At 49.2% G+C, this 23,200-nt stretch carries 20 protein-coding genes and 1 other annotated feature; of the genes, 12 read left to right on the top strand and 8 right to left on the bottom strand.

Going from position 1 to position 23,200, the window contains the following annotated elements; translation table 11 throughout:
* Window positions 1-83 precede the first annotated feature (83 nt).
* Entirely contained in the window at window positions 84-2,594 is a 2,511-nt protein-coding gene (locus tag N5E87_RS07980) for a VolA/Pla-1 family phospholipase (RefSeq protein WP_126512939.1), read from the bottom strand.
* Between the two features lie 261 nt (window positions 2,595-2,855).
* Between N5E87_RS07980 and N5E87_RS07975 the strand changes: the two genes are divergently transcribed.
* Entirely contained in the window at window positions 2,856-3,593 is a 738-nt protein-coding gene (locus N5E87_RS07975; RefSeq protein ID WP_109287439.1) for a YciK family oxidoreductase, read from the top strand.
* Window positions 3,594-3,654: 61 nt separating this feature from the next.
* Here N5E87_RS07975 and N5E87_RS07970 read toward each other — a convergent pair.
* The 7 genes from N5E87_RS07970 to N5E87_RS07940 form a co-directional block, all read right to left on the bottom strand.
* A protein-coding gene (locus tag N5E87_RS07970) for an IS3 family transposase (RefSeq protein WP_279775253.1) occupies window positions 3,655-4,871 on the bottom strand; the annotation gives its coding sequence in 2 pieces (ribosomal slippage) (window positions 3,655-4,523 and window positions 4,523-4,871; 1,218 coding nt in all).
* A gap of 95 nt (window positions 4,872-4,966) precedes the next feature.
* Window positions 4,967-5,929, bottom strand: coding sequence for a hypothetical protein (locus N5E87_RS07965; RefSeq protein ID WP_086904493.1), 963 nt, complete (start codon window positions 5,927-5,929; stop codon window positions 4,967-4,969).
* Window positions 5,930-6,042: 113 nt separating this feature from the next.
* On the bottom strand, window positions 6,043-6,918 hold the full coding sequence (gene rluB / locus N5E87_RS07960) for a 23S rRNA pseudouridine(2605) synthase RluB (RefSeq protein ID WP_011716577.1): 876 nt from the start codon (window positions 6,916-6,918) through the stop codon (window positions 6,043-6,045).
* Window positions 6,911-7,507, bottom strand: a complete 597-nt coding sequence (gene scpB, locus N5E87_RS07955; RefSeq protein WP_011622248.1) for an SMC-Scp complex subunit ScpB — start codon at window positions 7,505-7,507, stop codon at window positions 6,911-6,913. The genes rluB and scpB overlap by 8 nt, the downstream gene beginning before the upstream one ends.
* Before the next feature lie 3 nt (window positions 7,508-7,510).
* A complete protein-coding gene (locus tag N5E87_RS07950) occupies window positions 7,511-8,299 on the bottom strand; it encodes a ScpA family protein (protein ID WP_086904494.1) in 789 nt (262 codons plus the stop codon).
* A 189-nt stretch (window positions 8,300-8,488) separates the two neighbouring features.
* Complete coding sequence (locus tag N5E87_RS07945; protein ID WP_086904495.1) at window positions 8,489-9,109, bottom strand: L-threonylcarbamoyladenylate synthase; 621 nt, start codon at window positions 9,107-9,109, stop codon at window positions 8,489-8,491.
* Complete coding sequence (locus tag N5E87_RS07940) at window positions 9,106-9,966, bottom strand: PHP domain-containing protein (RefSeq protein WP_086904496.1); 861 nt, start codon at window positions 9,964-9,966, stop codon at window positions 9,106-9,108. Before N5E87_RS07940 ends, N5E87_RS07945 begins: the two co-directional genes overlap by 4 nt.
* A 210-nt stretch (window positions 9,967-10,176) precedes the next feature.
* Window positions 10,177-10,284 (top strand) — a sequence feature (Trp leader region).
* Between the two features lie 51 nt (window positions 10,285-10,335).
* On the opposite strand from N5E87_RS07940, the gene N5E87_RS07935 reads away from it, so the two are divergent.
* The 11 genes from N5E87_RS07935 to N5E87_RS07885 all read left to right on the top strand — a co-directional run bounded on the left by N5E87_RS07935 (window position 10,336) and on the right by N5E87_RS07885 (window position 23,200).
* Window positions 10,336-12,042, top strand: a complete 1,707-nt coding sequence (locus N5E87_RS07935) for an anthranilate synthase component 1 (RefSeq protein WP_086904497.1) — start codon at window positions 10,336-10,338, stop codon at window positions 12,040-12,042.
* 13 nt (window positions 12,043-12,055) lie between these two features.
* Entirely contained in the window at window positions 12,056-12,664 is a 609-nt protein-coding gene (locus N5E87_RS07930; RefSeq protein ID WP_086904498.1) for an aminodeoxychorismate/anthranilate synthase component II, read from the top strand.
* Complete coding sequence (trpD, locus tag N5E87_RS07925; RefSeq protein WP_086904499.1) at window positions 12,664-13,707, top strand: anthranilate phosphoribosyltransferase; 1,044 nt, start codon at window positions 12,664-12,666, stop codon at window positions 13,705-13,707. The genes N5E87_RS07930 and trpD overlap by 1 nt, the downstream gene beginning before the upstream one ends.
* A gap of 77 nt (window positions 13,708-13,784) precedes the next feature.
* Window positions 13,785-15,194 (top strand): bifunctional indole-3-glycerol-phosphate synthase TrpC/phosphoribosylanthranilate isomerase TrpF, encoded by a 1,410-nt coding sequence (gene trpCF, locus N5E87_RS07920; RefSeq protein ID WP_232015364.1) that lies wholly within the window; start codon window positions 13,785-13,787, stop codon window positions 15,192-15,194.
* Between the two features lie 107 nt (window positions 15,195-15,301).
* Window positions 15,302-16,492: a tryptophan synthase subunit beta gene (trpB, locus tag N5E87_RS07915; protein ID WP_086904501.1), complete on the top strand. Its 1,191-nt coding sequence runs from the start codon at window positions 15,302-15,304 to the stop codon at window positions 16,490-16,492.
* A gap of 5 nt (window positions 16,493-16,497) precedes the next feature.
* Window positions 16,498-17,334 carry a tryptophan synthase subunit alpha gene (trpA, locus tag N5E87_RS07910; RefSeq protein ID WP_086904502.1) on the top strand — a complete coding sequence of 279 codons (837 nt, stop codon included), beginning with the start codon at window positions 16,498-16,500 and terminating at the stop codon, window positions 17,332-17,334.
* Between the two features lie 227 nt (window positions 17,335-17,561).
* Window positions 17,562-17,987, top strand: coding sequence for a hypothetical protein (locus N5E87_RS07905; RefSeq protein WP_041408741.1), 426 nt, complete (start codon window positions 17,562-17,564; stop codon window positions 17,985-17,987).
* A 255-nt stretch (window positions 17,988-18,242) separates the two neighbouring features.
* Window positions 18,243-18,527: a DUF2798 domain-containing protein gene (locus N5E87_RS07900; protein ID WP_086904503.1), complete on the top strand. Its 285-nt coding sequence runs from the start codon at window positions 18,243-18,245 to the stop codon at window positions 18,525-18,527.
* Window positions 18,528-19,109: 582 nt separating this feature from the next.
* On the top strand, window positions 19,110-20,597 hold the full coding sequence (locus N5E87_RS07895) for a SidA/IucD/PvdA family monooxygenase (protein ID WP_279775252.1): 1,488 nt from the start codon (window positions 19,110-19,112) through the stop codon (window positions 20,595-20,597).
* On the top strand, window positions 20,597-21,247 hold the full coding sequence (locus tag N5E87_RS07890) for a GNAT family N-acetyltransferase (RefSeq protein ID WP_086904505.1): 651 nt from the start codon (window positions 20,597-20,599) through the stop codon (window positions 21,245-21,247). The genes N5E87_RS07895 and N5E87_RS07890 overlap by 1 nt, the downstream gene beginning before the upstream one ends.
* A 57-nt stretch (window positions 21,248-21,304) precedes the next feature.
* Window positions 21,305-23,200 carry an IucA/IucC family siderophore biosynthesis protein gene (locus N5E87_RS07885; RefSeq protein ID WP_086904506.1) on the top strand — a complete coding sequence of 632 codons (1,896 nt, stop codon included), beginning with the start codon at window positions 21,305-21,307 and terminating at the stop codon, window positions 23,198-23,200.

Raw genomic sequence — 23,200 nt, 5'->3', positions numbered from 1 at the left:
CGGTTTAGTGCGCGCTATTCTAACAGTCTAAAGCGCCATAAAAAAACCCAGCAAAGGCTGGGTTTTTAGGATTTTACACGCGACTAGTTAGAACAGGTCGCAATCACGCTTGGATCGGTGACGAAAATCGTCGCTTCACCTTTACCTGCGGTAGAAGCATAGGTCGCCACTTGCGTCTGCATCTCAACGGTTGCCGCGGCAGCCATACCATCCGTTGAACTCTTCTCACTTGGGTCAACAATTGAGCTATGGTGCCCCTTAGCAAAACGCACCGCACCAGAACCTTTGGTGGTTGCATCCACACAAGGCAGACCGATTGCCGAGATCAACGGCTCAGTGCCTGAGAGCGGGAAGTTATCGACGCGATTAGGTAACACTTGGTCAGCTAAGTTACCGTTACCATCACCCGCGATTTCGATTAAGTGCACGGGTAATCCCGTTGCTTTCAACATACCTGCATGGTTAACCGGATCCGCCGAATCCACCGCCGTTTGCACCGCAAAGGCAAAGGTTGGAATAAACTGCGCATAAACCCCTTGTACTAAGGCCGCATATTCTGGGCTGCCTGGCTCGTATCCCGCAGTATTGGCTTTATCCACTAATGCTTGGAACGTCGATGAGGCAGTCACATTGCTAAACAGCACTGGGCCAAAGGTCGCAGAACCGGCAAACGCGCCCGCTAAACCACCCGCTGGTGCTGCCAGAGAGACCGCATTGATGGCATAAGGGTTAGGTAGCGCTTCGCCCGTGCTTGGATTTTTCATGCCCGTGCTGGCATAAGTCGCAAAGTCGGTGCCGACAATCGCACCTAAACTTAAGCCCTGCGCACTAATCTTGGAAATATCGAATACCTGTGGTTGACCCGCCTGTGCAAGCCCCTGCGCTAAACCTGTTAAGGCTAAACGTACGCCAAGGTGATCCATGGTGGCCTGACGGAAGTTATCCCGCACCGACAGCGTGCTTGAGATATTCACGAAGACGAGTGGATTACCATTTTTAAAGGCATCAGGTTTATCTGAAGGAGCAGGGAACGAGGGATCTGTCGCAGTGACTTCATAAATACCATCGTTGTTAGCATCAAACGAGCGGGCACCATGTAAAGGCATATCAATGGCCACCGTTGCCACCCCCATGGCGGCATAACTGCCCGCATAGGCTAATGACATTTCCTTACCGCCGCCTAAACCATGCAGCGCAATCGTCGTTGGCCAGCCAGCCAATGGCGCAGTCGCTAGCTCAGGATTATTGTACAACGCTGCCAATTTAGCTGCATTAGGGATTGAAATCAGTACAGGTACGGTTTCATATCCTTTAATCGCTGGAATTGGATTGAACTTAGTCAGATGCTTAGTTTTATCTACCGCTGTACCATCGTCTAACAACCAAGTTTTACCCGCCATTAGAGACGGATTGGCTAACGCATCAGCAGGATTCGCAATACCATTGGCTACGGCTTGCATCGCAAAATTACTCTGGCTGAGTGTGCCTGCTTGCAAAGCTAATAGTACAGAGACAGGGCTATCGCCTTGTGCTTTCCAATGACCGTTAATTAATGGTTTGCCTTCTGTTGATAAACAACTAACCGAAGAACAGTCACCGTATATCGGCAGTTTAATTGTAGCCGAATACACATCGGCTAAATTAGCGGCTTTAAAGGCAGCACTATTTAAGTCCGTTAATCCCACCGCTTGTGCAACAGTTATGCCTAAAGGCGTTGGCATTTGGACAAAACTTGGCGCATAGGGAGACCCTGGCTGTACCATCAATAGTTTAGTGGTTTCATAGACGTTAACGACAGATTGTGTGGTGAATAAGCCAGTAAAACTGATAGTCGATAAATCAACATTATGAGCCGCAGCTATGCCTTTTTCATAACTATTAATCAAAATCTGTAGAGACTTTTGTTCTGGTAAAGGTAAGCCTAATGTATCAGCATCCATTCGAACCGCTTTATAAGTGCTAGAAGCAACTAATGATTCACCTTCTGAGTCTCTGATTACGTCAGTTGTAGCATAAATATATGATTGACCTGCTTTCAATGGCTTAATTGGAATGATAACAATCTGCTTACCGACAGCTTTAGAAACAAAGTCTACTCCAAATTGTAATTCGCTCCCGATTTTACAAGCCGAAACCGATGGTTTTTGTTTACATTCAGGGTCAGATGATAAAGGACCACCGACAGTGGCTTCAAACATTCTAACAGCACCGGGTAAACTCACAGTGGTTTCGTCTAAAGTAAGTTTTACACCTGTGTGAACAAACGTCTTATCATCAATTGGAATAGAAATTGGGGAAGTCGTAGACCAGCCATCTAAAGCGCCTAAAGCCATTTGAGGATCAGTGTAATCACTAGTGCCATCAACCTCTTCTTTAGGCATATTTAATGTACCGTCAACAGTACCATTAAATATTAGATCATTCGGAGTAGATAAAACTGGTGAAGTCTTATTTCCTGGATCAAATCCAATTGCAATACGGGATTCAGGGATGAGCGGGTCTGTCTTATCCTTGAGTTCGTTATAACTGTCCTCGCCACATCCTGTGAGGCCCAGTGCTGATGCAATCGCAACACACAAAATGAGTCTTTTCATTTTTTTTCCCCAAATCTTGTTGTAATAGTTTTGTTTTCCCCAAGAAATTAGTCACAATAGCGCAAAAGCTATGACTAATAGGGCTTATGTTAGCCCCTAACTCATTTCAAGTTAACGTAAAAATATTGAGTTAGCCACAAGTTTGTCACAAACATTTTAGCTATTTATAACAAAGTTTCATTCATTTGTTTGAAACATGCGTTTAGCAATTCGGCGACTCTAGAAGTGGCGGGCATTTTCGCCAAGAGGAATAAAAGGCTCATGTTGGAATATCAAGCAGCAAAAGATTTACTCAAAGGTAAAACCATACTGGTGACAGGCGCTGGCGCAGGTATCGGTCGCGCGGCGGCCATTGAATTTGCCAAACACGGTGCCACCGTGATTTTACTCGGTAAAACCGTCAAAAAACTCGAAGCCGTATACGACGTTATCGAACAGGCTGGTTACCCAACTCCAGCGATCGTGCCATTGGATTTAAAAGGTGCGACCGAACAAAACTACCGCGATATGGCCGAAACCATTGGCGAGCAGTTTGGTCACTTAGATGGTTTGCTGCACAACGCCAGTTTACTCGGCGCCTTAGGCCCGTTTGAACACATCGATATTCCATCACTCGAAGATGTACTTAAAGTCAACGTTACCTCACAGGTCATGCTGACCAAGGCTCTGTTGCCTATTATGCGCCAAGCACCCACTGCTTCGATTATCTTTACCTCAAGCAGTGTTGGCCGTCAGGGCCGCGCTTACTGGGGGCCCTATGCCTTCTCTAAATTTGCTACCGAAGGCATGATGCAAGTACTCGCCCACGAATGTGATGGCACGTCTGTACGCGTTAACAGCATTAACCCAGGCGCGACTCGCACCGAAATGCGTGCTAAAGCATACCCTGCCGAAAATCCATTAGATTTAAAAACGGCCGAAGAAATCATGCCAACTTACCTCTATTTAATGGGGCAAGATTCTAGCGAAATTAACGGTCAGCAATTTAACGCTCAATAAGCAATGCTGCTCTAATGTACTAATATGTCTCGTCCTGAAATAAGTTGACACTTATTTCCACCTAAAACGCTCGATGAACCTCATCGGGCGTTTTGTATTTTAAGGCCAAATGTGGCCGCCGTTGATTATAGATGGCAACCGCTTCTGTCACCATTTGTCGCGCCTCCTCCAGCGTTGCGGGCTTATGTGTTAAAAACTCCTGCTTCAAGATGCCATTTACTCGCTCTGCTAAGGCATTTTGATAGCAGTCATATCCGTCTGTCATTGAGCATGTCACGCCATGTTGTGCGTGAACCGCTTGATACGCGTTTGAGCAGTACTGTATCCCTCGGTCTGAGTGGTGTATCAGCGGTTTACTTTTATCTTGTCGCTGCTTCAGCGCCCGTTTGTAGGCCGTTAGCACCCCGTCTGTTTTAAGATTATCATCAACATGATAACCCACGATTTTTCGTGACCAGACATCGGTCACCAAGCTTAAATAGGCTTCATTATCTTGCAGTGGTAGATAGGTAATATCCGCCACCCAGACTTGTTCTGAGCGACTGATGTCCACTTGCTGCTCACTGGGCTTAAGCAAGTTGGGATGACACCTAAATCGATGATGGCTATGGGTCGTTTTATGGTACGCTCGTTTCGGCGTGACCAACAAACGATGCGTCCTAATACAGCGAAATAACCGGTCTCGTCCTATCACTATTTGATGCATTTTGTTGAGTAAATACTGCAGTTTACGCGTACCGACTCGCGGTTGAAATAACCGTTCATATTGTACTGTTTGCAACACCTGTTGCTCCCTTAGCTCTGAGACGATTTGCCGCTGGCATTGCTGATAATACGCCTGACGACTGATGCCAAGGTAACGACAGCATTGGGTGACGCGATAACCTACGTCCGTTTTTTCCTGGAGCGTTTCGCGGGTGGCTTTTTTACGACGGATATCCCGTAGTCAGTTCTGAGTTTTTCGACAATGGCTTCGAAGAACGCCGCTTTCATGCGGGTATCTTCAAGTTCGGCTTCGAGGGCTTTTATCTTTTGCTCGGGGGTGAGCTCGGTGGGTTCAGTCATCAACTGTCCTCGCATTGATGTTGACGGTGTCCCTTGGGACCAATCCAGTTTGCCATGCTTGCGTAACCACACTAACACGGTGGAGCAACCTTGAATACCGTACTTGTCTTGCGCCTGCTTATAGGTCAGCTCGCCTTTTTCCACTTGGTTGACAACCGCCAATTTAAAAGCGAGGGAATAATCGCGTTGAGTTCGTTTAATTGTTGAAGTCATTACACTCTCCAAAATGAGTTTGAAAAGTGTCAACGCTATTTAGGACGGGTCAATAGATAAAAATAAAGGGAGCCCTACGCTCCCTTTATTTTTGCTCAAGCACTCAACCTAATCTTCGCAAAGTAAATCATCGTTTTAGGCATCTCAGGAGCCTCTCCATTTTGGACTTGGCTTTTATCTGAAACCGATATCATTTCGTGACTTGAATAATAGCTCACGTAAAGATAACCCCCTTCGAGCACAACTCCAGCATAACTGGTATCGCCCTGCGAAGGTAAAGTAAGCCACTCGTGAATTGCGCCCGTCTCTTTATTGATCTCAATAAGTGCTGTGCGAACGTTTCCTTCATAAAGACGCACCACCGCCATCAAACGGGATTGATAAACAAACATCACCGGCCCACCAATGCGTTTATCGAGTGTTTGCCACGCCCATTGATTGAATGGCGGTAAGCTATGGCCGAGTAAACCTAAAAACTCGTCACTCCACACGGGATCGCGCCTTAATAAACAAAAACAGCTCCCTTGGTGAAATACGAGCGAGTTTTCATTTACATAGCCTTGATTATTAAACACTGACATCCAAGACTTGAACTGCTTTCCATCATCACTTTTATAGAGACGGGTATCCCCATCAGGCCCTGCTCGATACCCCACGCCATAGAGTGCATCTTGATATTCTGTTAAACGCCATAACCAATAGCCTTTATCAGCGACCTCCTGTGCTTCAGACCAATGCACGCCATCCTTTGAGCGCCAAAGATAGGACTGTAACCCTGATTTATCGTGCTGAGCCCCCCCGCCCAATAACAATAATTCCCCTCTAAACTCAATTAACTTGCCATCGCGTAAATCCGCTTGAGTGGAAGTAAGCAGCGACACTCTTTGCCACGTCCCACCAGCATCTAGAGAACGGAGAATACGTAAGGCACCATCGGGAGAAACATGGGCGGAACCTTCCCTAAACACACAAAATAATGCGCCCTGAAATAAGACGAGATCGGTAAAGGCATTGTGTTCACCTTGATCCCAAATTCGCTTGACCGATATTAACTCCATGGTTCATCTCCTCGTCATCTTTAGGCTTGTTATAGCATAACCATCGGTCGCAGAAAGCAAAAAAGGCCGCAAGCGGCCTTTTTACTGAGAGACTTAACATCACTCGAATGATATTAACTGCGCTGACGTGTTGGCTTAGCCTTAGGCGTCGCTGTCACTTTATGCTTGCGTACGGCGCGGCGAATTTTTGCACTCTTCACCTGAGCACGGGCCACACTGTGTTTATCGGCGGCCAGCATAGTACGAGTTTCAGGTTCAAGACCCGCTAATTGGCGCAGGTAGTTTACCTGCTCAATCGGCAATTCAACCCAGCCACCACGTGGCAGAGATTTAGGCAATTCCACCATACCGTAACGGACACGGATAAGACGGCTGACTTGCACCTCTTGGGATTCCCATAAACGACGCACCTCGCGGTTACGGCCTTCACGTAAACATACGTGCCACCATTGGTTCATGCCCTCGCCGCCCGCGGCTTTAATGGCATCGAACTGCGCCATACCGTCTTCTAACATCACGCCAGTACGCAGACGTTGTACTGCAGCCTCTGGTACTTCACCGAAGGTACGTACCGCGTATTCACGTTCAACTTCGTTAGACGGGTGCATCAAGCGGTTAGCGAGTTCACCGTCTGAGGTAAACAGCAATAAGCCTGAAGTGTTGATATCCAGACGGCCTACCGCAACCCAACGGGAATCACGCACTTTCGGCAAACGGTCAAACACGGTTGGACGACCTTCAGGGTCTTTACGGCTACAAATCTCACCTTCGGGTTTGTGATAGGCGAGCACGCGGCAAATCACATCGTCGGCGGACTTAAGCGATACGGCTCTACCATCGATGCGAACCTTCGCATCGGCTTCGATACGGTCGCCAAGATTGGCAATCACGCCATCAATACTAACTCGGCCTGCAGCAATCCATGCCTCCATCTCACGACGGGAGCCATGGCCTGCACGGGCCAAGACTTTCTGCAATTTTTCACTCATTAGTATCTTGCTCTTCTGACTGTTCAGGCGTTACTTTCAAACCTGAAAATACCGCCTGCAATGACTCAGTATCCGTAAGCGCAGGTAAATCCGCTAGGGTATCTAAGCCAAAATAGGCTAAAAATTCTAAGGTCGTGGCATAGAGTGCGGGTCTCCCCGGGACTTCTTTGTGGCCAACGACTTTAATCCAATGTCTATCTGACAAACTTTTAATGATATGGCTACTAATGGCCACACCACGCACCTGCTCAATATCGCCACGGGTCACGGGTTGACGATAGGCGATCACCGCCAAGGTCTCTAATGTTGCCCGCGAATACTTAGGTGCTTTTTCCTGCCACAGGGGCTGCAAAAAAGGACTCAGGACTTCCAAGGTCTGGAAGCGATAACCCCCAGCCACTTTCACAAGTTGAACACCCCGTTCCTGATAATCCTGCTGCAACTCTTCCAATGCGGCTTTGATTTTGTCTCTGGAAACGCTGAAATCCGCCAACACGGTTTCTTTCAACATTTTCACCGACAAGGGTTTCCCCAATACAAACAGACTCGCTTCAATAAGCTGTTTTAATTGAATTGGATTTATCTGCATCAATTAATAGGCCTTTACGTAAATAGTTGAAAACGGCTCTGTTTGGTACAATTCCACTAATAATTCTTTGACCAATTCCATCAGCGCTAAAAAGGTCACCACCACTCCGGCGCGGCCTTCTTCGACACTGAATAAACGTTCAAAGGGCGTAAACATCTCGCTATTAAGCATGGCTAAAATTTGGCTCATGCGCTCGCGGGTCGATAACTGTTCACGCTTAACATGATGATCTTCGTTGGCATCGATACGTTTGAGCACTTCGCCAAAGGCGCGGGCGATTTCAAATAACGATACATCAGGCGGGATCACCAAAGGTTTGATACTCGGTGAAGGTGCCGCGGTTGCTTGAAACACATCGCGTTCAAGCCGAGGTAAATCATCAATTTTTTGCGAGGCTTCTTTGATTACCTCATAGGCCTTCAATTGACGGATCAACTGGGCCCGTGGATCTTCCTCCACTTCATCTTCCGCCACCATACGCGGCAGCAGCAGACGGGATTTAATCTCAGCCAGTGTTGCCGCCATGACCAGATAATCCGAGGCCAGTTCGATACGCGCCTGAGTGAGCATCGCGATATATTCTAAATATTGCGCGGTAATCTGCGAAATGGGTAAATCGACAACATCTAATTTTTGCTTACGGATCAGGTATAAAAGTAAGTCGAGCGGCCCCTCGAAGGACTCTAAAAACACTTCTAACGCCTCAGGTGGAATAAACAAATCCTGTGGCATTTCGGTCATTGCCTGACCGCGAACAACGGCTAAGGGTAAACTTTGTTGCGTGCCCTGCATCCGCTATCCCCATGTAAAACAATCGTTTTTAAACGGCTGTAGATGACTGACTTGACCCCGTACTGAGCGCGGCTTAAGTTCGCTAATCAAGCTCCCCTACGCCAAACGCGCGATTATACCCGCAATTGAGCGACGATAACACTGTCAAATGATGGTTTTATCGCCTCAATCTCTTAGGGTAAATCGCGGTTAGAGAAATGGGGTAACATCACCCGCGCCTTCACGCAGCACTTCGAAACCATCTTCCGACATATCAATGACTGTGGTCGGTTTCTCACCTAAGTAGCCACCGTGCAGGATCACATCCACTTGATGCTCTAGCAGATCACGAATGTGCTCGGGATCCGATTCTGCAAAATCACTATTGGGCATTACCAAACTGGTCGACATCAGCGGCGCATCTAACGCTTCGAGCAGCGCCAAGGCAATCACATTGTCTGGCACGCGGATACCAATGGTTTTCTTCTTGTCATTTTGTAGACGACGGGGCACTTCCTTGCTTGCCTTAAAGATGAAAGTGTAAGGTCCAGGCGTGCAGCTTTTTAAGATGCGGTAGGCCTGATTATCCACCTTGGCATAGGTCGCAAGCTCAGATAGGTCGCGGCACATTAACGAGAAATTATGGTCGTGCTCGATTTGACGAATGCGGGTAATGCGCGTCATCGCGTCTTTCTCGCCAATCATACAACCGAGGGCATAGCCAGAATCGGTTGGATATACAATCACACCGCCGGACTTAAGCACAGCCACGGCTTGACTGATCAGGCGTACCTGTGGATTTACTTCGTGTACATAAAAAAACTGACTCATGGTCGTTCCACCCAAGATCCCGACTGCCAGACCCAATCAATACCTTGGGGCTGGTAGAGATTTTTACCTAGTTCAATCCAATTGCTTGGAAAGTGAAAATCACTCCCTATCGATGCAAGCAACTGATTTTGGACACTCAGCGCCACTAAATTGGCCCTGTCATCCACCGTTTGTTGGCCGAGCACCACTTCCATGGCATCCCCGCCTGCTTCTTTAAATTCTCGCACTAAACGCTTTAACCATTTGGCCGACAGCTTATAACCGCTCGGATGGGCCAATACCGCGAGGCCGCCCGCATTGTGGATCACCTCAATTGCGCTGGCCATATCACCCCAATTGTTGGGCACATAGCCAGTTTTACCGCGAGCTAAATAGCGTTTGAACACACTTGGCATATCCACCGCATGGCCATTATCGGCAAGCCAGCGTGCATAGTGACCACGGCTTAAGGCGGCGCCTGCGGCGAGTTTTTTAGCGCCCTCATAGGCGCCTTCAATCCCCGCTTTAGCGAGGCGATGGCCGATTTCTTCGGCGCGCTGCTCACGCAACTCACGCTGATGTGCTAAAAAACGTAATAACTCGGCATGGGTCTCATCAAAGTTGAGCGCCACAATGTGAATATCGTAACTATTCCAGCGGGTTGAAATCTCAACCCCAGAAATCAGTTTTAACGGTTCGGCCTGCGCTTGATTAAAGGCGCGGGCTTCACTTAAGCCTGCAACCGTATCGTGATCGGTAATTGCAAATAACTGCACGCCCTTTTCAAGGGCTCTGGCGACCAGCTCGGACGGCGTGAGATGACCGTCGGATGCGGTCGTGTGGCTGTGCAAGTCAGCCAATATGCTTTGAGTATTCATGCCGTTATTGTACGTGAATTTAAGATGAAATGTGCATTTATCTCACACTTTATCGAGCAGGAATGGCATTCGGTACAGTGATTTAGCGGCGTTAATCCATCATTTTGAAAAATATTCAATTGACTTTCGCCTCAGGCTCATGTTTTCTATAGCTCAACTAACGAATTATTGAGACCCTTTTGAATGACTCAGATTAACGCTTCTTTCAACATCATTTGGTGGTGGCACTTCCCAACTTAGCGGGTGGTGTGAAGCTCTGTGCTCATTTGAAAGTAACAGAATCAACAAAAAAGCCCGCAGAAATGCGGGCTTTTTTGTTGGTGCGAAAAATGTCTGCAACGCGGTAAACGGATAAAAAGCGAGATAAGCATGACCCTAAAGACATTTAATCAGGTTACCCAAGTTGATGGCGAAAATGTTGCCTCGTCTCAACAGACATTCGCACGTTCACATACGCTAAAGGCTGCGCTGGCATACCATAGCGACCCACTGCGTCTGTACCAGCACATCACTCAAGATGCGCCCCATACCATGTTGTTAGAATCGGCGGAAATCGACAGCAAGGAAAATCTTAAGAGCATGGTGATGACCCATGCGGCGCTGATGATCCGCTGCGACGGTTATCGTTTACGCTTTAGCGCACTGAGTGACAATGGCATTAGTTTACTCGCCCCCATCGAGCAATTTTTTACTGCTCGCGCAAGCCAAACTCAATGTCAACGTGATGGCCACAACCTAGTGGTCACGCTACAAAAAGATACCGAGCTTAAGGATGAAGATGCGCGCTTAAAATCCACCTCGCCCCTCGATGGTTTGCGCTTGTTTGTAAAGCATATCGACTGCGGCGCTCATACTGACAGCCAATCCAAGCCAGCATTCAAAGACTTATTTTTAGGTGGCGTGCTCGCCTACGATTTGATTGATACCGTCGAGCCACTGCCTGAAGCACCAAATGGTGCAAATGATTGTCCTGATTATTTATTTTATCTCGCCGAAACCTTAATTCTTATCGATCACAAGCAAAAGCACGCCGAGCTAATCACCCACAACTTCAGTGAAGGCACTGAAAAGCATTCCGTTGTGACCCAAGCCTTAGCCGAGCGAGCAGAGAATATCCGCGCCCAATGTGAAGCCTTAGCCAAGAATGCAACGCCTGCGCCCGCCCTCGTTGGCATAACGGCCACAGAGCAAGTGAATGTCAGTGATGAGGACTTCAAGCAAACTGTTATCGATTTAAAAGAACACATTATTGCCGGCGACATCTTTCAAGTCGTGCCTTCACGCAGCTTTAGCCTGCCCTGCCCCAATACCTTAGGCGCTTACCGCGCGCTGCGATTAACCAACCCCAGCCCCTATATGTTTTATTTCAGGGGCCATGACTTCACCCTGTTTGGCGCCTCACCCGAGAGCGCGCTGAAATATGAAGCCAGCAACAATCAAGTCGAAGTCTACCCGATTGCAGGCACCCGTAAGCGCGGTAAAACCGCCAGCGGCAAGATTGATTTCGACCTCGATAGCCGTATCGAACTCGAATTGCGTTTGGATAAAAAAGAGCTCTCCGAACACTTAATGTTGGTCGATTTAGCCCGTAACGATATCGCCCGTATCAGCCAAAGCGGCAGTCGCAAAGTGGCCGAGCTACTTAAAGTCGACCGTTATTCCCACGTGATGCATTTAGTCAGCCGCGTCACAGGTCAACTACGCCAAGACTTAGATGCACTCCACGCCTATCAGGCCTGTATGAATATGGGCACTCTGGTTGGCGCCCCGAAAGTGCGCGCCTCGCAACTCGTACGTCAGGCGGAAAAGACCCGTCGAGGTAGCTATGGTGGCGCAGTGGGTTACCTCAACGCCCTTGGGGATATGGACACCTGTATTGTTATCCGCTCCGCCTTTGTGAAAAACGGCGTGGCCCATATCCAAGCGGGTGCTGGCGTGGTGTTTGATTCCGATCCCCAGAGTGAAGCCGATGAAACGCGCCAAAAGGCGCAGGCGGTGATTTCTGCCATCAAGATGGGCGCAGGCTTGGATGAAAGCCATCAAGCAACTGCGACCACTTCGACCGAACAACAATGATAAGGAGCCTAAGATGAAACTCTATTTACTCGATAACTTCGACTCCTTTACCTACAACTTAGTCGACCAATTTAGAAGCCTTGGCTGTGAAGTGGTGATCTACCGTAATGATGTTGCCGCCGACTATATTGCCAACAAGCTGTTAGCGGAAACCGAGCCTAGCGCCTTAGTCTTATCACCAGGCCCTGGCGCGCCCCATGAAGCGGGCTCCATGATGGCGCTGATCGACAAAGTCGCGGGCAAAGTGCCTATGCTTGGGATCTGTCTGGGTCATCAAGCCATGGTGGAATATTACGGTGGTAAGGTGGAGCGCGCGCCTTTTGTGGTGCACGGAAAAGCCAGCCCCACCTTCCATAATGGTACAGGTGTGTTTGCTAACTTGCCTTCGCCCTTACCTGTCGCCCGTTATCACAGTTTAGTAGCGACAAAAGTACCTGATTGTCTTGAAGTCATTGCCACCACAGAAGAAATGCCAATGGCGATTTTGCATGCTGAGCACAGGGCGGTTGGTTTTCAGTTTCATCCAGAATCCATCTTAACCACCTTGGGCAGCACCTTGTTAACCCAAACCCTACGCTTTTTGACTCAAGACATCGCCCACAATACCGCAGGAGCCCAATAATGAGCGCAACATCGATTCAGCCCCTGCTCGATATCTTGTTTCAGGGTAAGGCATTAACGCGCGAGCAAACCGCCAGCCTCTTTAGCACCCTTATCCAAGGTGAAATGAATGAAGCCGTGATGGCGGGCATGTTAATGGCGCTTAAAATTCGCGGTGAAACCATTGCCGAAATCAGTGGCGCCGCCGATGCGATGCGCGCCGCGGCTAAGCCATTTCCCTACCCAGCCTCAAGCCGTAGCCAAGGGATTATCGATATCGTCGGCACCGGTGGCGATGGTTTTAATACCATCAATATTTCCACCACTGCTGCCTTTGTCGCCGCAGCCGCTGGCGCCAAGGTTGCAAAACACGGTAATCGCTCCGTCTCGAGCAAATCGGGCTCTTCAGATTTACTCGCCCAATTTGGCATCGATTTAACCATGTCCCCCGAGCTGGCGAGCCGCTGCCTCGAATCACTCAATCTGTGCTTCCTGTTTGCGCCCCACTACCATGGCGGTGTCAAACATGCGGTGCCTGTGCGCCAAGCGCTGAAAACTCGCACCTTATTCAATGTGTTAGGGCCATTAATTAACCCAGCGCGCCCAGAATTTATGTTGCTTGGGGTCTATAGCCCAGAGCTGGTGACGCCCATCGCCCGCGTACTGCAAGCCCTTGGCACGCAAAGAGCCATGGTGGTGCACGGCAGTGGTTTAGATGAAGTGGCGCTCCATGGCAGCACACAAGTCGCCGAACTCAAAGACGGTGAGATTATTGAATATCAATTAACGCCAGCGGATTTTGGTGTACCGCAGGCCCACATTAGTGAGCTTGAAGGGGGCGAGCCTGCACAAAATGCCCAAATCACGCAATCAATTTTGCAAGGGCAAGGCAGCGATGCCCACACCCATGCGGTTGCCATCAATGCGGGTTGTGCCTTATATCTGTGTGGCCTATCTGACTCAGTAAAAGCCGGCACCGCCCTTGCGCTCAATACCATAAAAAGCGGCAAAGCCTTTGAATTACTGAATCAACTCGCTAAAGTCAGCAGCGAAGCACAGGAATAATGACCATGGCACAGGTTCAACAACCCGACGCGCATCGCTCGGAAGATAATCAAGCATCGCAGGATGTAAGGGGTAGCATGCAAACCAGCACCGCAAAAGCCAACGTTTTAACCCGTATCGTCGATACTAAGGCCGCCCATATCGCCGCCCTTAAGTTGCGTTTTCCTGAAGACAGCTTAACCCCCAAGATTTCGGACCGTAGTCTATTTGCCGCCTTAAAAGCCCCGAAGGCGGGTTATATTTTAGAGTGCAAGAAAGCCAGTCCATCCAAAGGCTTAATCCGTAAAGACTTTGATGTCGAAGCCATCGCTTCTATTTATACCCAATATGCTGCTGGGATTTCGGTATTAACCGATGAGCAATTTTTCCAAGGAGACATGGACTATATCCCGAAAGTGCGGGCCAAAGTGAGCCAACCGATTCTGTGTAAAGACTTTTTTGTAGATGAGTATCAAATCAAATTAGCGGCTCATCAGGGCGCCGATGCGATTCTGTTGATGCTTTCTGTGCTCGATGATGAGCGATATCAGCAACTTGCCAACGAGGCGGCCAAGTATCAACTCGATGTGTTGACCGAAGTCAGCAATGAAGAAGAACTGAAACGCGCCATCGTCTTAAATGCACCTATTATTGGCATTAATAACCGCAACTTACGAGATTTAAGTACCGATTTAGCCACCACAGAAGCCCTTGCGCCGCACATCGGCAGCGATCGCGTGGTGATCAGCGAATCGGGCATTTACACTAACGAGCAAGTGCGTCGCTTAAGCCCGTTGGTCGATGGCTTCTTGGTCGGTAGCTCGATTATGGCCGAAGAAGACATTGATTTAGCCTGCCGTAAATTGATCTTCGGTCACAATAAAGTCTGCGGTCTCACCCGCCTTGAAGATATTCAAGCGGCGGCCACTGCTGGCGCCGTGTATGCTGGGCTGATTTTTGCTGAAAAATCGCCACGCGCGCTCACTAAAGATGCCGCCAAACAATTAGTACAGCAATACCGCGCCGCTAACTTGCCCGCCATTGAGTTTGTTGGCGTATGCGTGAATAGCACGCCTGAGTTCATGGTGAGTATCGCCCAAGAATGTGGTTTAGCCGCGCTGCAACTGCACGGCAGCGAAACTGAGCTGGAAATTGCCGAGCTAAGCCAATTACTGCAACAGGCCGGACTGAACACCCAAATTTGGAAGGCGGTCAGTGTCGATGCTCAAAGCAGCGAACTTGCTGCTATGCCAAGAGGGGTGCAGCGTTATCTCTTCGATAGCAAAAATGACGCAGGTTTTGGTGGTACTGGGCAAGCCTTTGATTGGCAACTCCCCATTGCCCATAAAGCCGAGGCCATGCTCGCGGGTGGCCTCAATGCTGACAATGCCGCCCGTGCCAATGCCCAAGGATTTTACGGTTTAGATTTTAACTCTGGCCTAGAAACGGCCCCCGGCATTAAGTCGGCAGAGAAAATCCAAGCGGCATTTAGTCAATTACGACTCTAGACCCACTTTTATAAAAACCTGTGCAAGTACAGGCTAGCAAGAATTGAAACTCGATGGCGTTAACCTATATAGCCCTCGAAACAAATGAATAGGATAAGGAACAAGGTATGTCACAGTTAAAGCTTAACCCTTATTTCGGCGAATACGGCGGTATGTATGTGCCGCAGATTTTAGTCCCCGCCCTGAAGCAACTCGAAAACGCTTTTGTCGAAGCGCAGGCCGATGAATCCTTTCAAGCCGAGTTTACCGACCTGCTGAAAAACTACGCGGGTCGCCCAACGGCACTGACACTAACCCGCAATTTAAGCCCTAACCCTATGGTGAAAATCTACCTCAAGCGGGAAGATTTACTCCATGGCGGCGCCCATAAAACCAACCAAGTATTGGGCCAAGCATTACTGGCTAAACGCATGGGTAAAAAAGAGATTATTGCAGAAACCGGCGCTGGCCAGCACGGTGTTGCCACCGCCCTTGCCTGTGCGCTGCTGGGATTAAAATGCAAAGTCTATATGGGCGCGAAAGACGTTGCCCGCCAATCACCTAACGTATTTAGAATGCGTTTGATGGGCGCAGAAGTCATTCCTGTCACCTCAGGCTCGGCCACCTTAAAAGATGCCTGTAACGAGGCGATGCGCGACTGGTCTGGCAGCTACGAAAAAGCCCACTATCTCTTAGGTACAGCCGCAGGGCCGCACCCGTTCCCGACCATAGTGCGTGAGTTCCAACGTATGATCGGTGAAGAAACCAAGAAACAAATGCTGGAGCGCGAAGGTCGTCTGCCCGATGCGGTGATCGCCTGTGTCGGCGGTGGCTCTAATGCCATTGGTATGTTTGCCGACTTTATTGATGAAACCAGTGTCGAGCTAATTGGGGTCGAACCCGCAGGTAAAGGCATTGATACCCATATGCACGGCGCGCCACTCAAACATGGCAAAACCGGGATTTTCTTTGGTATGAAGGCGCCCTTGATGCAAGACAGTGAAGGCCAAATCGAAGAGTCCTATTCGATTTCGGCGGGTCTTGACTTCCCATCCGTCGGCCCACAACACGCCCATTTGAACGCGATTGGCCGTGCGCGCTACGAATCGGCCACCGATGACGAAGCCCTAGAAACCTTCCAATTATTGGCTCGCAGCGAAGGGATTATCCCCGCGCTCGAATCGGCCCACGCCCTCGCTTATGCCCTGCGCCTAGCGAAAGAGTGCACCAAAGAGACCATTTTGGTCGTTAACCTCTCGGGCCGAGGCGATAAGGATATTTTCACTGTGTCAGACATTTTAAACGGTAAAGAGGAATAACTAAGATGAGCAGCATTTCAAATCAAACTATCCCTCATCAAGCTGGCCGTTATCACGCAGCGTTTAGCCGTTTAAAAGCCGAAGGCCGCGGCGCTTTTGTGCCCTTTGTTACTTTGGGTGATCCTAGTCCTGAGCTGTCACTGAAAATTATCGACACCTTAGTGCAAAATGGTGCCGATGCACTGGAATTAGGTTTTCCCTTCTCCGATCCGCTGGCAGATGGCCCTGTTATCCAAGGCGCGAACCTCAGAGCCCTCGCCGCAGGTACAACGCCAACGCAGTGCTTCAACTTATTAGCGCAAATTCGCGCTAAATATCCAGAGCTGCCAATCGGGTTATTACTGTACGCGAACCTCGTATTCGCCAATGGCATCGATGCTTTTTATGCCAAAGCGCAGCAAGCGGGCGTGGACTCAGTGCTTATCGCCGATGTGCCAGTAGAAGAAGCGGCGCCATTTATTGAAGCCGCTAAGGCCCACGGTATCGCGCCGATTTTTATCGCGCCGCCCAATGCCGATAGCGACACCCTTGAAAAAGTGAGCAAAAGTGGCGAAGGCTATACCTATCTATTGTCCCGCGCCGGTGTAACAGGCACAGACACTAAGGCAGGAACGCCCGTTGAAGAAATTTTAGCTAAGCTGCAAGCATTTAATGCGCCGCCACCGCTATTAGGTTTTGGGATTGCCGAGCCTGCTCAAGTGAGCGCCGCCATTCAAGCGGGCGCCGCGGGTGCAATTTCAGGCTCTGCCGTGGTTAAAATTATCGAAGCTCATCAACAGGATGAAGCAAAACTGCTGTCCACCTTAGGCGAATTTACCCGCGCAATGAAAGCGGCAACCTAATCGCCTCATCGGAGTGATACAATCATTCAGGGCCAAATCTGCGGATTTGGCCTTTTTTTATAGTATTAATTACCACGGCAAAAACTATGTTGAGCAGAGAACCAACTGCATCTTAAAACTGTCAAACCCAAGGCTTATATTGGGCGCTGAGTCTCATGTCTTAGCGAAAGAGATGTTAATATAACGCCGGTAACATCGGCAGTTTTGTTATGGTAAATGGACTTTTTATGCAGTATCAAATCTATATTCTCGACGTCACGCCTTGGGGCTGTGGTTTTCAAGGTGAAGTCGCCGCCCAATGTGATAATGGCGCCCCAGTATGGTTTTATTATCAGGGTAGCGATCAACAGGCTAAACAACGTTTTCCGTTGAATCAGTGGGTTAAGGTTGAACTCTTCGGCCGCTTAGCTAAGGCAAACCTACAGACCGACATCATTGAACACCGCCAGAGTCTGCAATTCCCTAAACATAATTGTCACTTTGAGGCATCTGGGCAAATCGTTGAGATCACCCAAACGCCCGATGATACTGTGTATTTACTGCAATCGAGCCTCCCCCTTCCCTTCGATAACGAACTGGGCACCTCACCAATTTCCCGTGGTCATTGGGTCAATGTTACTGGGGAATTATGGGTGACTAACTGGCAAGATTAAGGCTGGACTCAATATTAACGCAGTGCTCGCGTTTTCAGCGCAGGCTTTCCAGAGCAATGGCCAGACACTCAATCGAGACTAAGAGCAAATAGCTTTTAGGGGATTTTGCCCCTAAAATGGCGAACCGATTGTGCTTAAGGTTTGATAAGCTCAATGCCTACGGCGCAATCCCTAACGTCTTTCGCCAAAAAAATGCTTTCGCCTAATCTGCTGACCTAAGCAGCTTTTGCAAAAGCGACACCTATTGAGGTTTTAATGTCTAGCGTAAACTCAGTCCCGACTCCCAAGCCCCGCACGATTTTTGGTACGCCTAAGCTGCCCGCTAAATACGCTACGGTTGTGATGCCATTTTTTCTTTCGATTTTAATGAGCTGCATCGTGTCTGGGATCAGTACCTTCAACGGTGTCGGTGCATCGACGCAATTTGTTGAACTTTGGCTGAGTGCGTGGGGGATTTCATGGGCAGTGGCCTTCCCAACCCTACTGATGGTATTACCCTTAGTGCGAAAGTTAACCGCCGCGTTTGTGCAATTACCTTAAACTCACCTCCGTGTTTAATGCCGCTAAAGCCATTTTCCCAAATGGCTTTTATGACACCCTCCTCCGCTTTGCCCTAAACCTGCCTAATAACCTAGCCAAAGACTCGGATTTACAGTCGATTTACACTCAAGATTGACTCACACTTTCGTTGCTTAAGACTGCGTCCCGCAATGCTGGCAGCCCGAAATAAATCCGACGTCAACTTAACTGTAATCCACTGTTTTTGTTTTGAATATTGCTTAAAAGATATTCTTAATGACATGTTTTAATCATTTTATGCTACGGCAGCTGCCTCGCTGACAAACCGTATTTCAGCCCTTTATTTCCCAGTCAAAAGTACGACACCTCCGACAACCCTTAAATGAGAATGATTTGCATTTGTAATTTTTTGAATGCTAATTTATTCGCCGTTGCGCTGATGCACTCATCCTCAGCTTATGCGCAACACATGGAACCGAACCTGATCCGCAAGATAAGGGAATGACTCACTCGGCTGAGGCAGAGAGAACCACTCCTACTTGCCCATCAGCCGATGATGACAACCACAGTTTCGGTTGGCAGCTGAAACTTAAGGAGGCGTAAGTGACTACCCCAAAAAAGGAAAACGATCGCAGGATTTTCGATCTACTCGGTATCGGCATAGGTCCATTCAATCTCGGATTGGCCGCCCTGAGTGAACCTATCGATGGCTTTAGCTGTTTGTTTCTTGATGCCAAAACCGAGTTTGATTGGCATCCAGGTATGCTGCTCAGCGCCTCTCGGCTGCAAACACCGTTTATGTCCGACTTAGTGACCATGGCCGATCCCACCAGTCGTTATAGTTACCTCAATTTTGCTAAGCAAACTGGCAGGCTGTACCCCTTTTATATCCGTGAAAACTTTTTCCTGCCACGGAATGAGTATAACCATTATTGTCAATGGGTTAGCAAACAACTCTCCAACCTGAGATTCGGTTTTAAGGTGACCCAACTCGATTACAACGCCGGAGAAGGTATCTACCATGTTACGGGTGTGGATAGACGCAGCGGCCAGCCCCAAACCTATTTGTGCCGCAAACTGGTGCTCGGCACGGGCACCACGCCCTATGTGCCAGACAATTGCCCGCTACACGACCCCCGTGTGATGCATAGCGCCAGCTATATGCAGCAAAAAACCTACCTGCAGAGCCAAAGCGCCATTACCGTGATCGGCAGTGGTCAAAGCGCCGCGGAAATCTTTTACGATCTTCTGCAAGATATTGATACCTATGGTTATCAATTAAATTGGATGACCCGCTCGCCACGCTTTTATCCGCTGGAATACACCAAACTCACCCTAGAAATGACTTCGCCAGATTATGTGGATTACTTCCATGAACTGTCGCCAGAAAAGCGCAGTCGCTTGATTGCGAAGCAAAAATCCCTCTACAAAGGGATCAATGCCGAGTTAATCAACGATATTTATGACCTGCTTTACCAAAAACGTTTAGTCAGCGATATCCAATGCCAACTGCTGACCAACGTGGCGCTCGATAAGATTGAGACCTCGGGCGACACGCTGACGCTCAAGTTCAACCACCTCGAACAGGAATATGCCCTCGAGCAACAGACGGGCGCCGTCGTCTTAGGCACTGGTTATCAATATCGTTTACCCGAATTTATTCAAGGCATTAAATCACAAATTGAATTTGATGATCGCGGCCAACTTGCCATTCAACGGGATTATGGCATCGATGTCAGAGGCGATATTTTTATCCAAAATGCGGGCCTGCATACCCATGGCATCAGCTCACCGGATTTGGGCATGGGCTGCTATCGCAATGCGACGATTCTGCAAGCGGTTTTAGGTTACGCGCCCTATCCGATTGAAGACAGTATCGCCTTCCAAACCTTCGATCCAACTAAGATCCGCGCGCGGCAACACCAACCCACGAGCACCTATTCGGCAACAAAAGCCATACCAAGCAAGCCACTACCTTCGGCGGCGCAACCTACACAAAATAGTCATTCTGAGCCACAGGCCGCGCTGCGGATAAGTCCTTCGGGCGGCAGTGTGTCGGTCTTGATGGCGCCGAACAAGGAGGCGCAGTAATGGCCAGCCAATGGAGTCGCCACTGTGCGGCCTCACTCTCAACGCCCATTGTGATTGATGAGTTTGTGTTTAAACCACTCAATCTCCCGCAACAGCTGTCTATGTTGCAGCACTGGTTTAACCAAGACTATGCCCGCTTTTGGGGGATGCAGGGGATGAGTCTCGATGCACTTGCTCAAGCGATGGCGCCAAGCGAGCACAAGCTCGCGCTGATCGGTGAATGGCAAGCCAAGCCGCTGTTTATGGTGGAGTTATACGATCCCTCCCACGATGAAGTGGGTGAGCATTATGCTGTGGAGCGGCTCGATTGCGGTATGCACCTCATCCTCGCGCCGCTTGAGGGCAAGCCTGTTCATGGCTTGTCTGGCCAAGTGATGCAGGCTATTGCCGAGCTTATTCTCGACAAGCTCGCCTTTAAACGAATGGTGGTCGAGCCGGATCAGCAAAACCACAAAATCCACCGCTTAAATAGCCAAATTGGGATCCGCTACCAAAAAGCCATTCAACTGCGCAGCAAAGCCGCATTCCTCGGTTTTTGTAGCGCCGAGAGTCGCCAATTAGCGCAAAAGACCAGCACACTTTTTATGCAGCACACTGCACCCCTAGCGACTAAAGCAACTCATGCAGCACACTGCACCCCTAGCGACTAAAGCAACTCATGCGACCCACGCAACCGCTGTTAACCCTATCATTTTGCAGGTAAACCGATGAACTTAGCCACTAACCGCGCATTACTCAAGCCATTCACTCAAGCCGAATTCCCCACGCTGGAGGCCGCTGCCCACCCGCACGTCCCCGCCCACTTAATGCCGGAATATTGGCAGGCGGCCAATCGCCATTTAGTGAAGAAAATCCTCTGCGAATTTACCCATGAGAAGATCATCACCCCACAGATATACCGCCAAGCGGCAGGTGTCAATCACTATGAACTGAGGCTCAAAGACTGCACCTATTACTTCAGTGCGCGCCATTATCAGCTCGACCACCTTGAGATAGAAAGCGGGTCGATTCGAGTCAGCAGCGCGGGCCAAGACAAGCCACTCGATGCCATGAGTTTGATTATCCAACTGAAAGATGCCTTAGGTATGAGTGAAACCCTGCTGCCCACTTACCTTGAGGAAATCACTAGCACCCTCTACAGCAAGGCCTACAAGTTGGCCCATCAAGCTATCCCCGCCGCAACGCTCGCTAAGGCCGATTATCAAACTATTGAGGCGGGCATGACCGAGGGGCATCCAGTGTTTATCGCCAATAATGGCCGTATTGGTTTTGATATGCAGGACTATTACCAATTTGCCCCCGAGAGTGCCTGCGCGCTTCGGCTAGTGTGGATTGCGGTGCGTAAGGACAAAACCACCTTCTCCGCCCTCGAAGGATTAGACCATGATAACTTGTTAAAACAGGAGCTTGGCGAACAGTTCACCGAGTTTCAACAACACTTAAGCGCACAGGGGCAAACGGCCGATAGCTTTTATTTTATGCCCGTTCATCCTTGGCAGTGGCGCGAAAAAATTGCCCGCACCTTTGCCGGCGAAATCGCCCGTGGCGACATCATTTATCTCGGCGAAAGCCAAGATTGCTATCAAGTTCAACAATCGATCCGCACCTTCTTTAACTTAAGCGCGCCGCAAAAATGCTACGTCAAAACCGCGCTTTCTATCTTAAACATGGGCTTTATGCGTGGGCTTTCGCCGCTGTATATGAGCTGCACCCCGCAGATCAACGCTTGGGTGGCCGACCTTATCGAAAGCGACAGCTATTTTGCCGAACAAGGTTTTGTGATCCTAAAAGAAATTGCCGCGATTGGTTATCACCACAGGTATTACGAAGAGGCACTTACCCAAGATAGCGCCTATAAGAAAATGCTGTCGGCGCTGTGGCGCGAGAGTCCGCTGCCGCATATTGAGCCGCAGCAAACCTTGATGACCATGGCGGCGTTATTACACGTCGATCATCAGGAGCAAGCCCAGCTTGCCGCCTTAATCACGCACTCGGGCTTAAGCGCCAAGGAGTGGGTCAAGCGCTATCTCAACCTCTACTTATCGCCATTACTGCACGCCTTCTTTGCCTACGATCTGGTGTTTATGCCCCATGGCGAGAACCTGATTTTGGTGCTCGATGCTGGCATCCCGGTCAAAATATTGATGAAGGATATCGGCGAAGAAGTCGCAGTCCTCAATGGCAGCGAGCCACTGCCGCAAGAAGTGCAGCGCCTTGCGGTCGAGCTTGAGGAAGAGATGAAGCTCAACTATATCTTGCTCGATATTTTTGACTGTATTTTCCGTTACTTAGCGCCAATTCTGGATAAGCAAACCGAGGTCAGCGAAGCGCAATTTTGGGAGCTTGTGGCAGACAATGTGCGTGACTATCAAGCGCAGCATCCGCACTTGGCGGACAAATTTGCACAATACGATCTCTTTAAAGACAGCTTCGTCCGCACTTGCCTGAATCGCATTCAGCTCAATAACAACCAGCAGATGATTGACCTTGCCGACAGGGAAAAAAATCTGCGCTTTGCGGGCGGAATAGATAATCCGCTGGCCGCCTTTAGGCAAAGCCATGCCTTTGGCTCATTAAATCAGAAGCTTAAACCCAAATCCTAA

The sequence above is a fragment of the Shewanella sp. GD03713 genome (genome assembly GCF_029843705.1).
Taxonomy (GTDB): domain Bacteria; phylum Pseudomonadota; class Gammaproteobacteria; order Enterobacterales; family Shewanellaceae; genus Shewanella.
The sequence above is the reverse complement of the archived record's forward strand: the minus strand, read 5'-3'. Positions and strand labels throughout refer to the sequence as shown.

What these genes read in the sequence shown, in the direction of transcription:
- N5E87_RS07980 (WP_126512939.1), bottom strand. Translation starts at nt 2,594, where the DNA reads ATGAAAAGACTCATTTTGTGTGTTGCGATTGCATCAGCACTGGGCCTC.
- N5E87_RS07975 (WP_109287439.1), top strand. Translation starts at nt 2,856, where the DNA reads ATGTTGGAATATCAAGCAGCAAAAGATTTACTCAAAGGTAAAACCATA.
- N5E87_RS07965 (WP_086904493.1), bottom strand. Translation starts at nt 5,929, where the DNA reads ATGGAGTTAATATCGGTCAAGCGAATTTGGGATCAAGGTGAACACAAT.
- rluB (WP_011716577.1), bottom strand. Translation starts at nt 6,918, where the DNA reads ATGAGTGAAAAATTGCAGAAAGTCTTGGCCCGTGCAGGCCATGGCTCC.
- scpB (WP_011622248.1), bottom strand. Translation starts at nt 7,507, where the DNA reads ATGCAGATAAATCCAATTCAATTAAAACAGCTTATTGAAGCGAGTCTG.
- N5E87_RS07950 (WP_086904494.1), bottom strand. Translation starts at nt 8,299, where the DNA reads ATGCAGGGCACGCAACAAAGTTTACCCTTAGCCGTTGTTCGCGGTCAG.
- N5E87_RS07945 (WP_086904495.1), bottom strand. Translation starts at nt 9,109, where the DNA reads ATGAGTCAGTTTTTTTATGTACACGAAGTAAATCCACAGGTACGCCTG.
- N5E87_RS07940 (WP_086904496.1), bottom strand. Translation starts at nt 9,966, where the DNA reads ATGAATACTCAAAGCATATTGGCTGACTTGCACAGCCACACGACCGCA.
- N5E87_RS07935 (WP_086904497.1), top strand. Translation starts at nt 10,336, where the DNA reads ATGACCCTAAAGACATTTAATCAGGTTACCCAAGTTGATGGCGAAAAT.
- N5E87_RS07930 (WP_086904498.1), top strand. Translation starts at nt 12,056, where the DNA reads ATGAAACTCTATTTACTCGATAACTTCGACTCCTTTACCTACAACTTA.
- trpD (WP_086904499.1), top strand. Translation starts at nt 12,664, where the DNA reads ATGAGCGCAACATCGATTCAGCCCCTGCTCGATATCTTGTTTCAGGGT.
- trpCF (WP_232015364.1), top strand. Translation starts at nt 13,785, where the DNA reads ATGCAAACCAGCACCGCAAAAGCCAACGTTTTAACCCGTATCGTCGAT.
- trpB (WP_086904501.1), top strand. Translation starts at nt 15,302, where the DNA reads ATGTCACAGTTAAAGCTTAACCCTTATTTCGGCGAATACGGCGGTATG.
- trpA (WP_086904502.1), top strand. Translation starts at nt 16,498, where the DNA reads ATGAGCAGCATTTCAAATCAAACTATCCCTCATCAAGCTGGCCGTTAT.
- N5E87_RS07905 (WP_041408741.1), top strand. Translation starts at nt 17,562, where the DNA reads ATGCAGTATCAAATCTATATTCTCGACGTCACGCCTTGGGGCTGTGGT.
- N5E87_RS07900 (WP_086904503.1), top strand. Translation starts at nt 18,243, where the DNA reads ATGTCTAGCGTAAACTCAGTCCCGACTCCCAAGCCCCGCACGATTTTT.
- N5E87_RS07890 (WP_086904505.1), top strand. Translation starts at nt 20,597, where the DNA reads ATGGCCAGCCAATGGAGTCGCCACTGTGCGGCCTCACTCTCAACGCCC.
- N5E87_RS07885 (WP_086904506.1), top strand. Translation starts at nt 21,305, where the DNA reads ATGAACTTAGCCACTAACCGCGCATTACTCAAGCCATTCACTCAAGCC.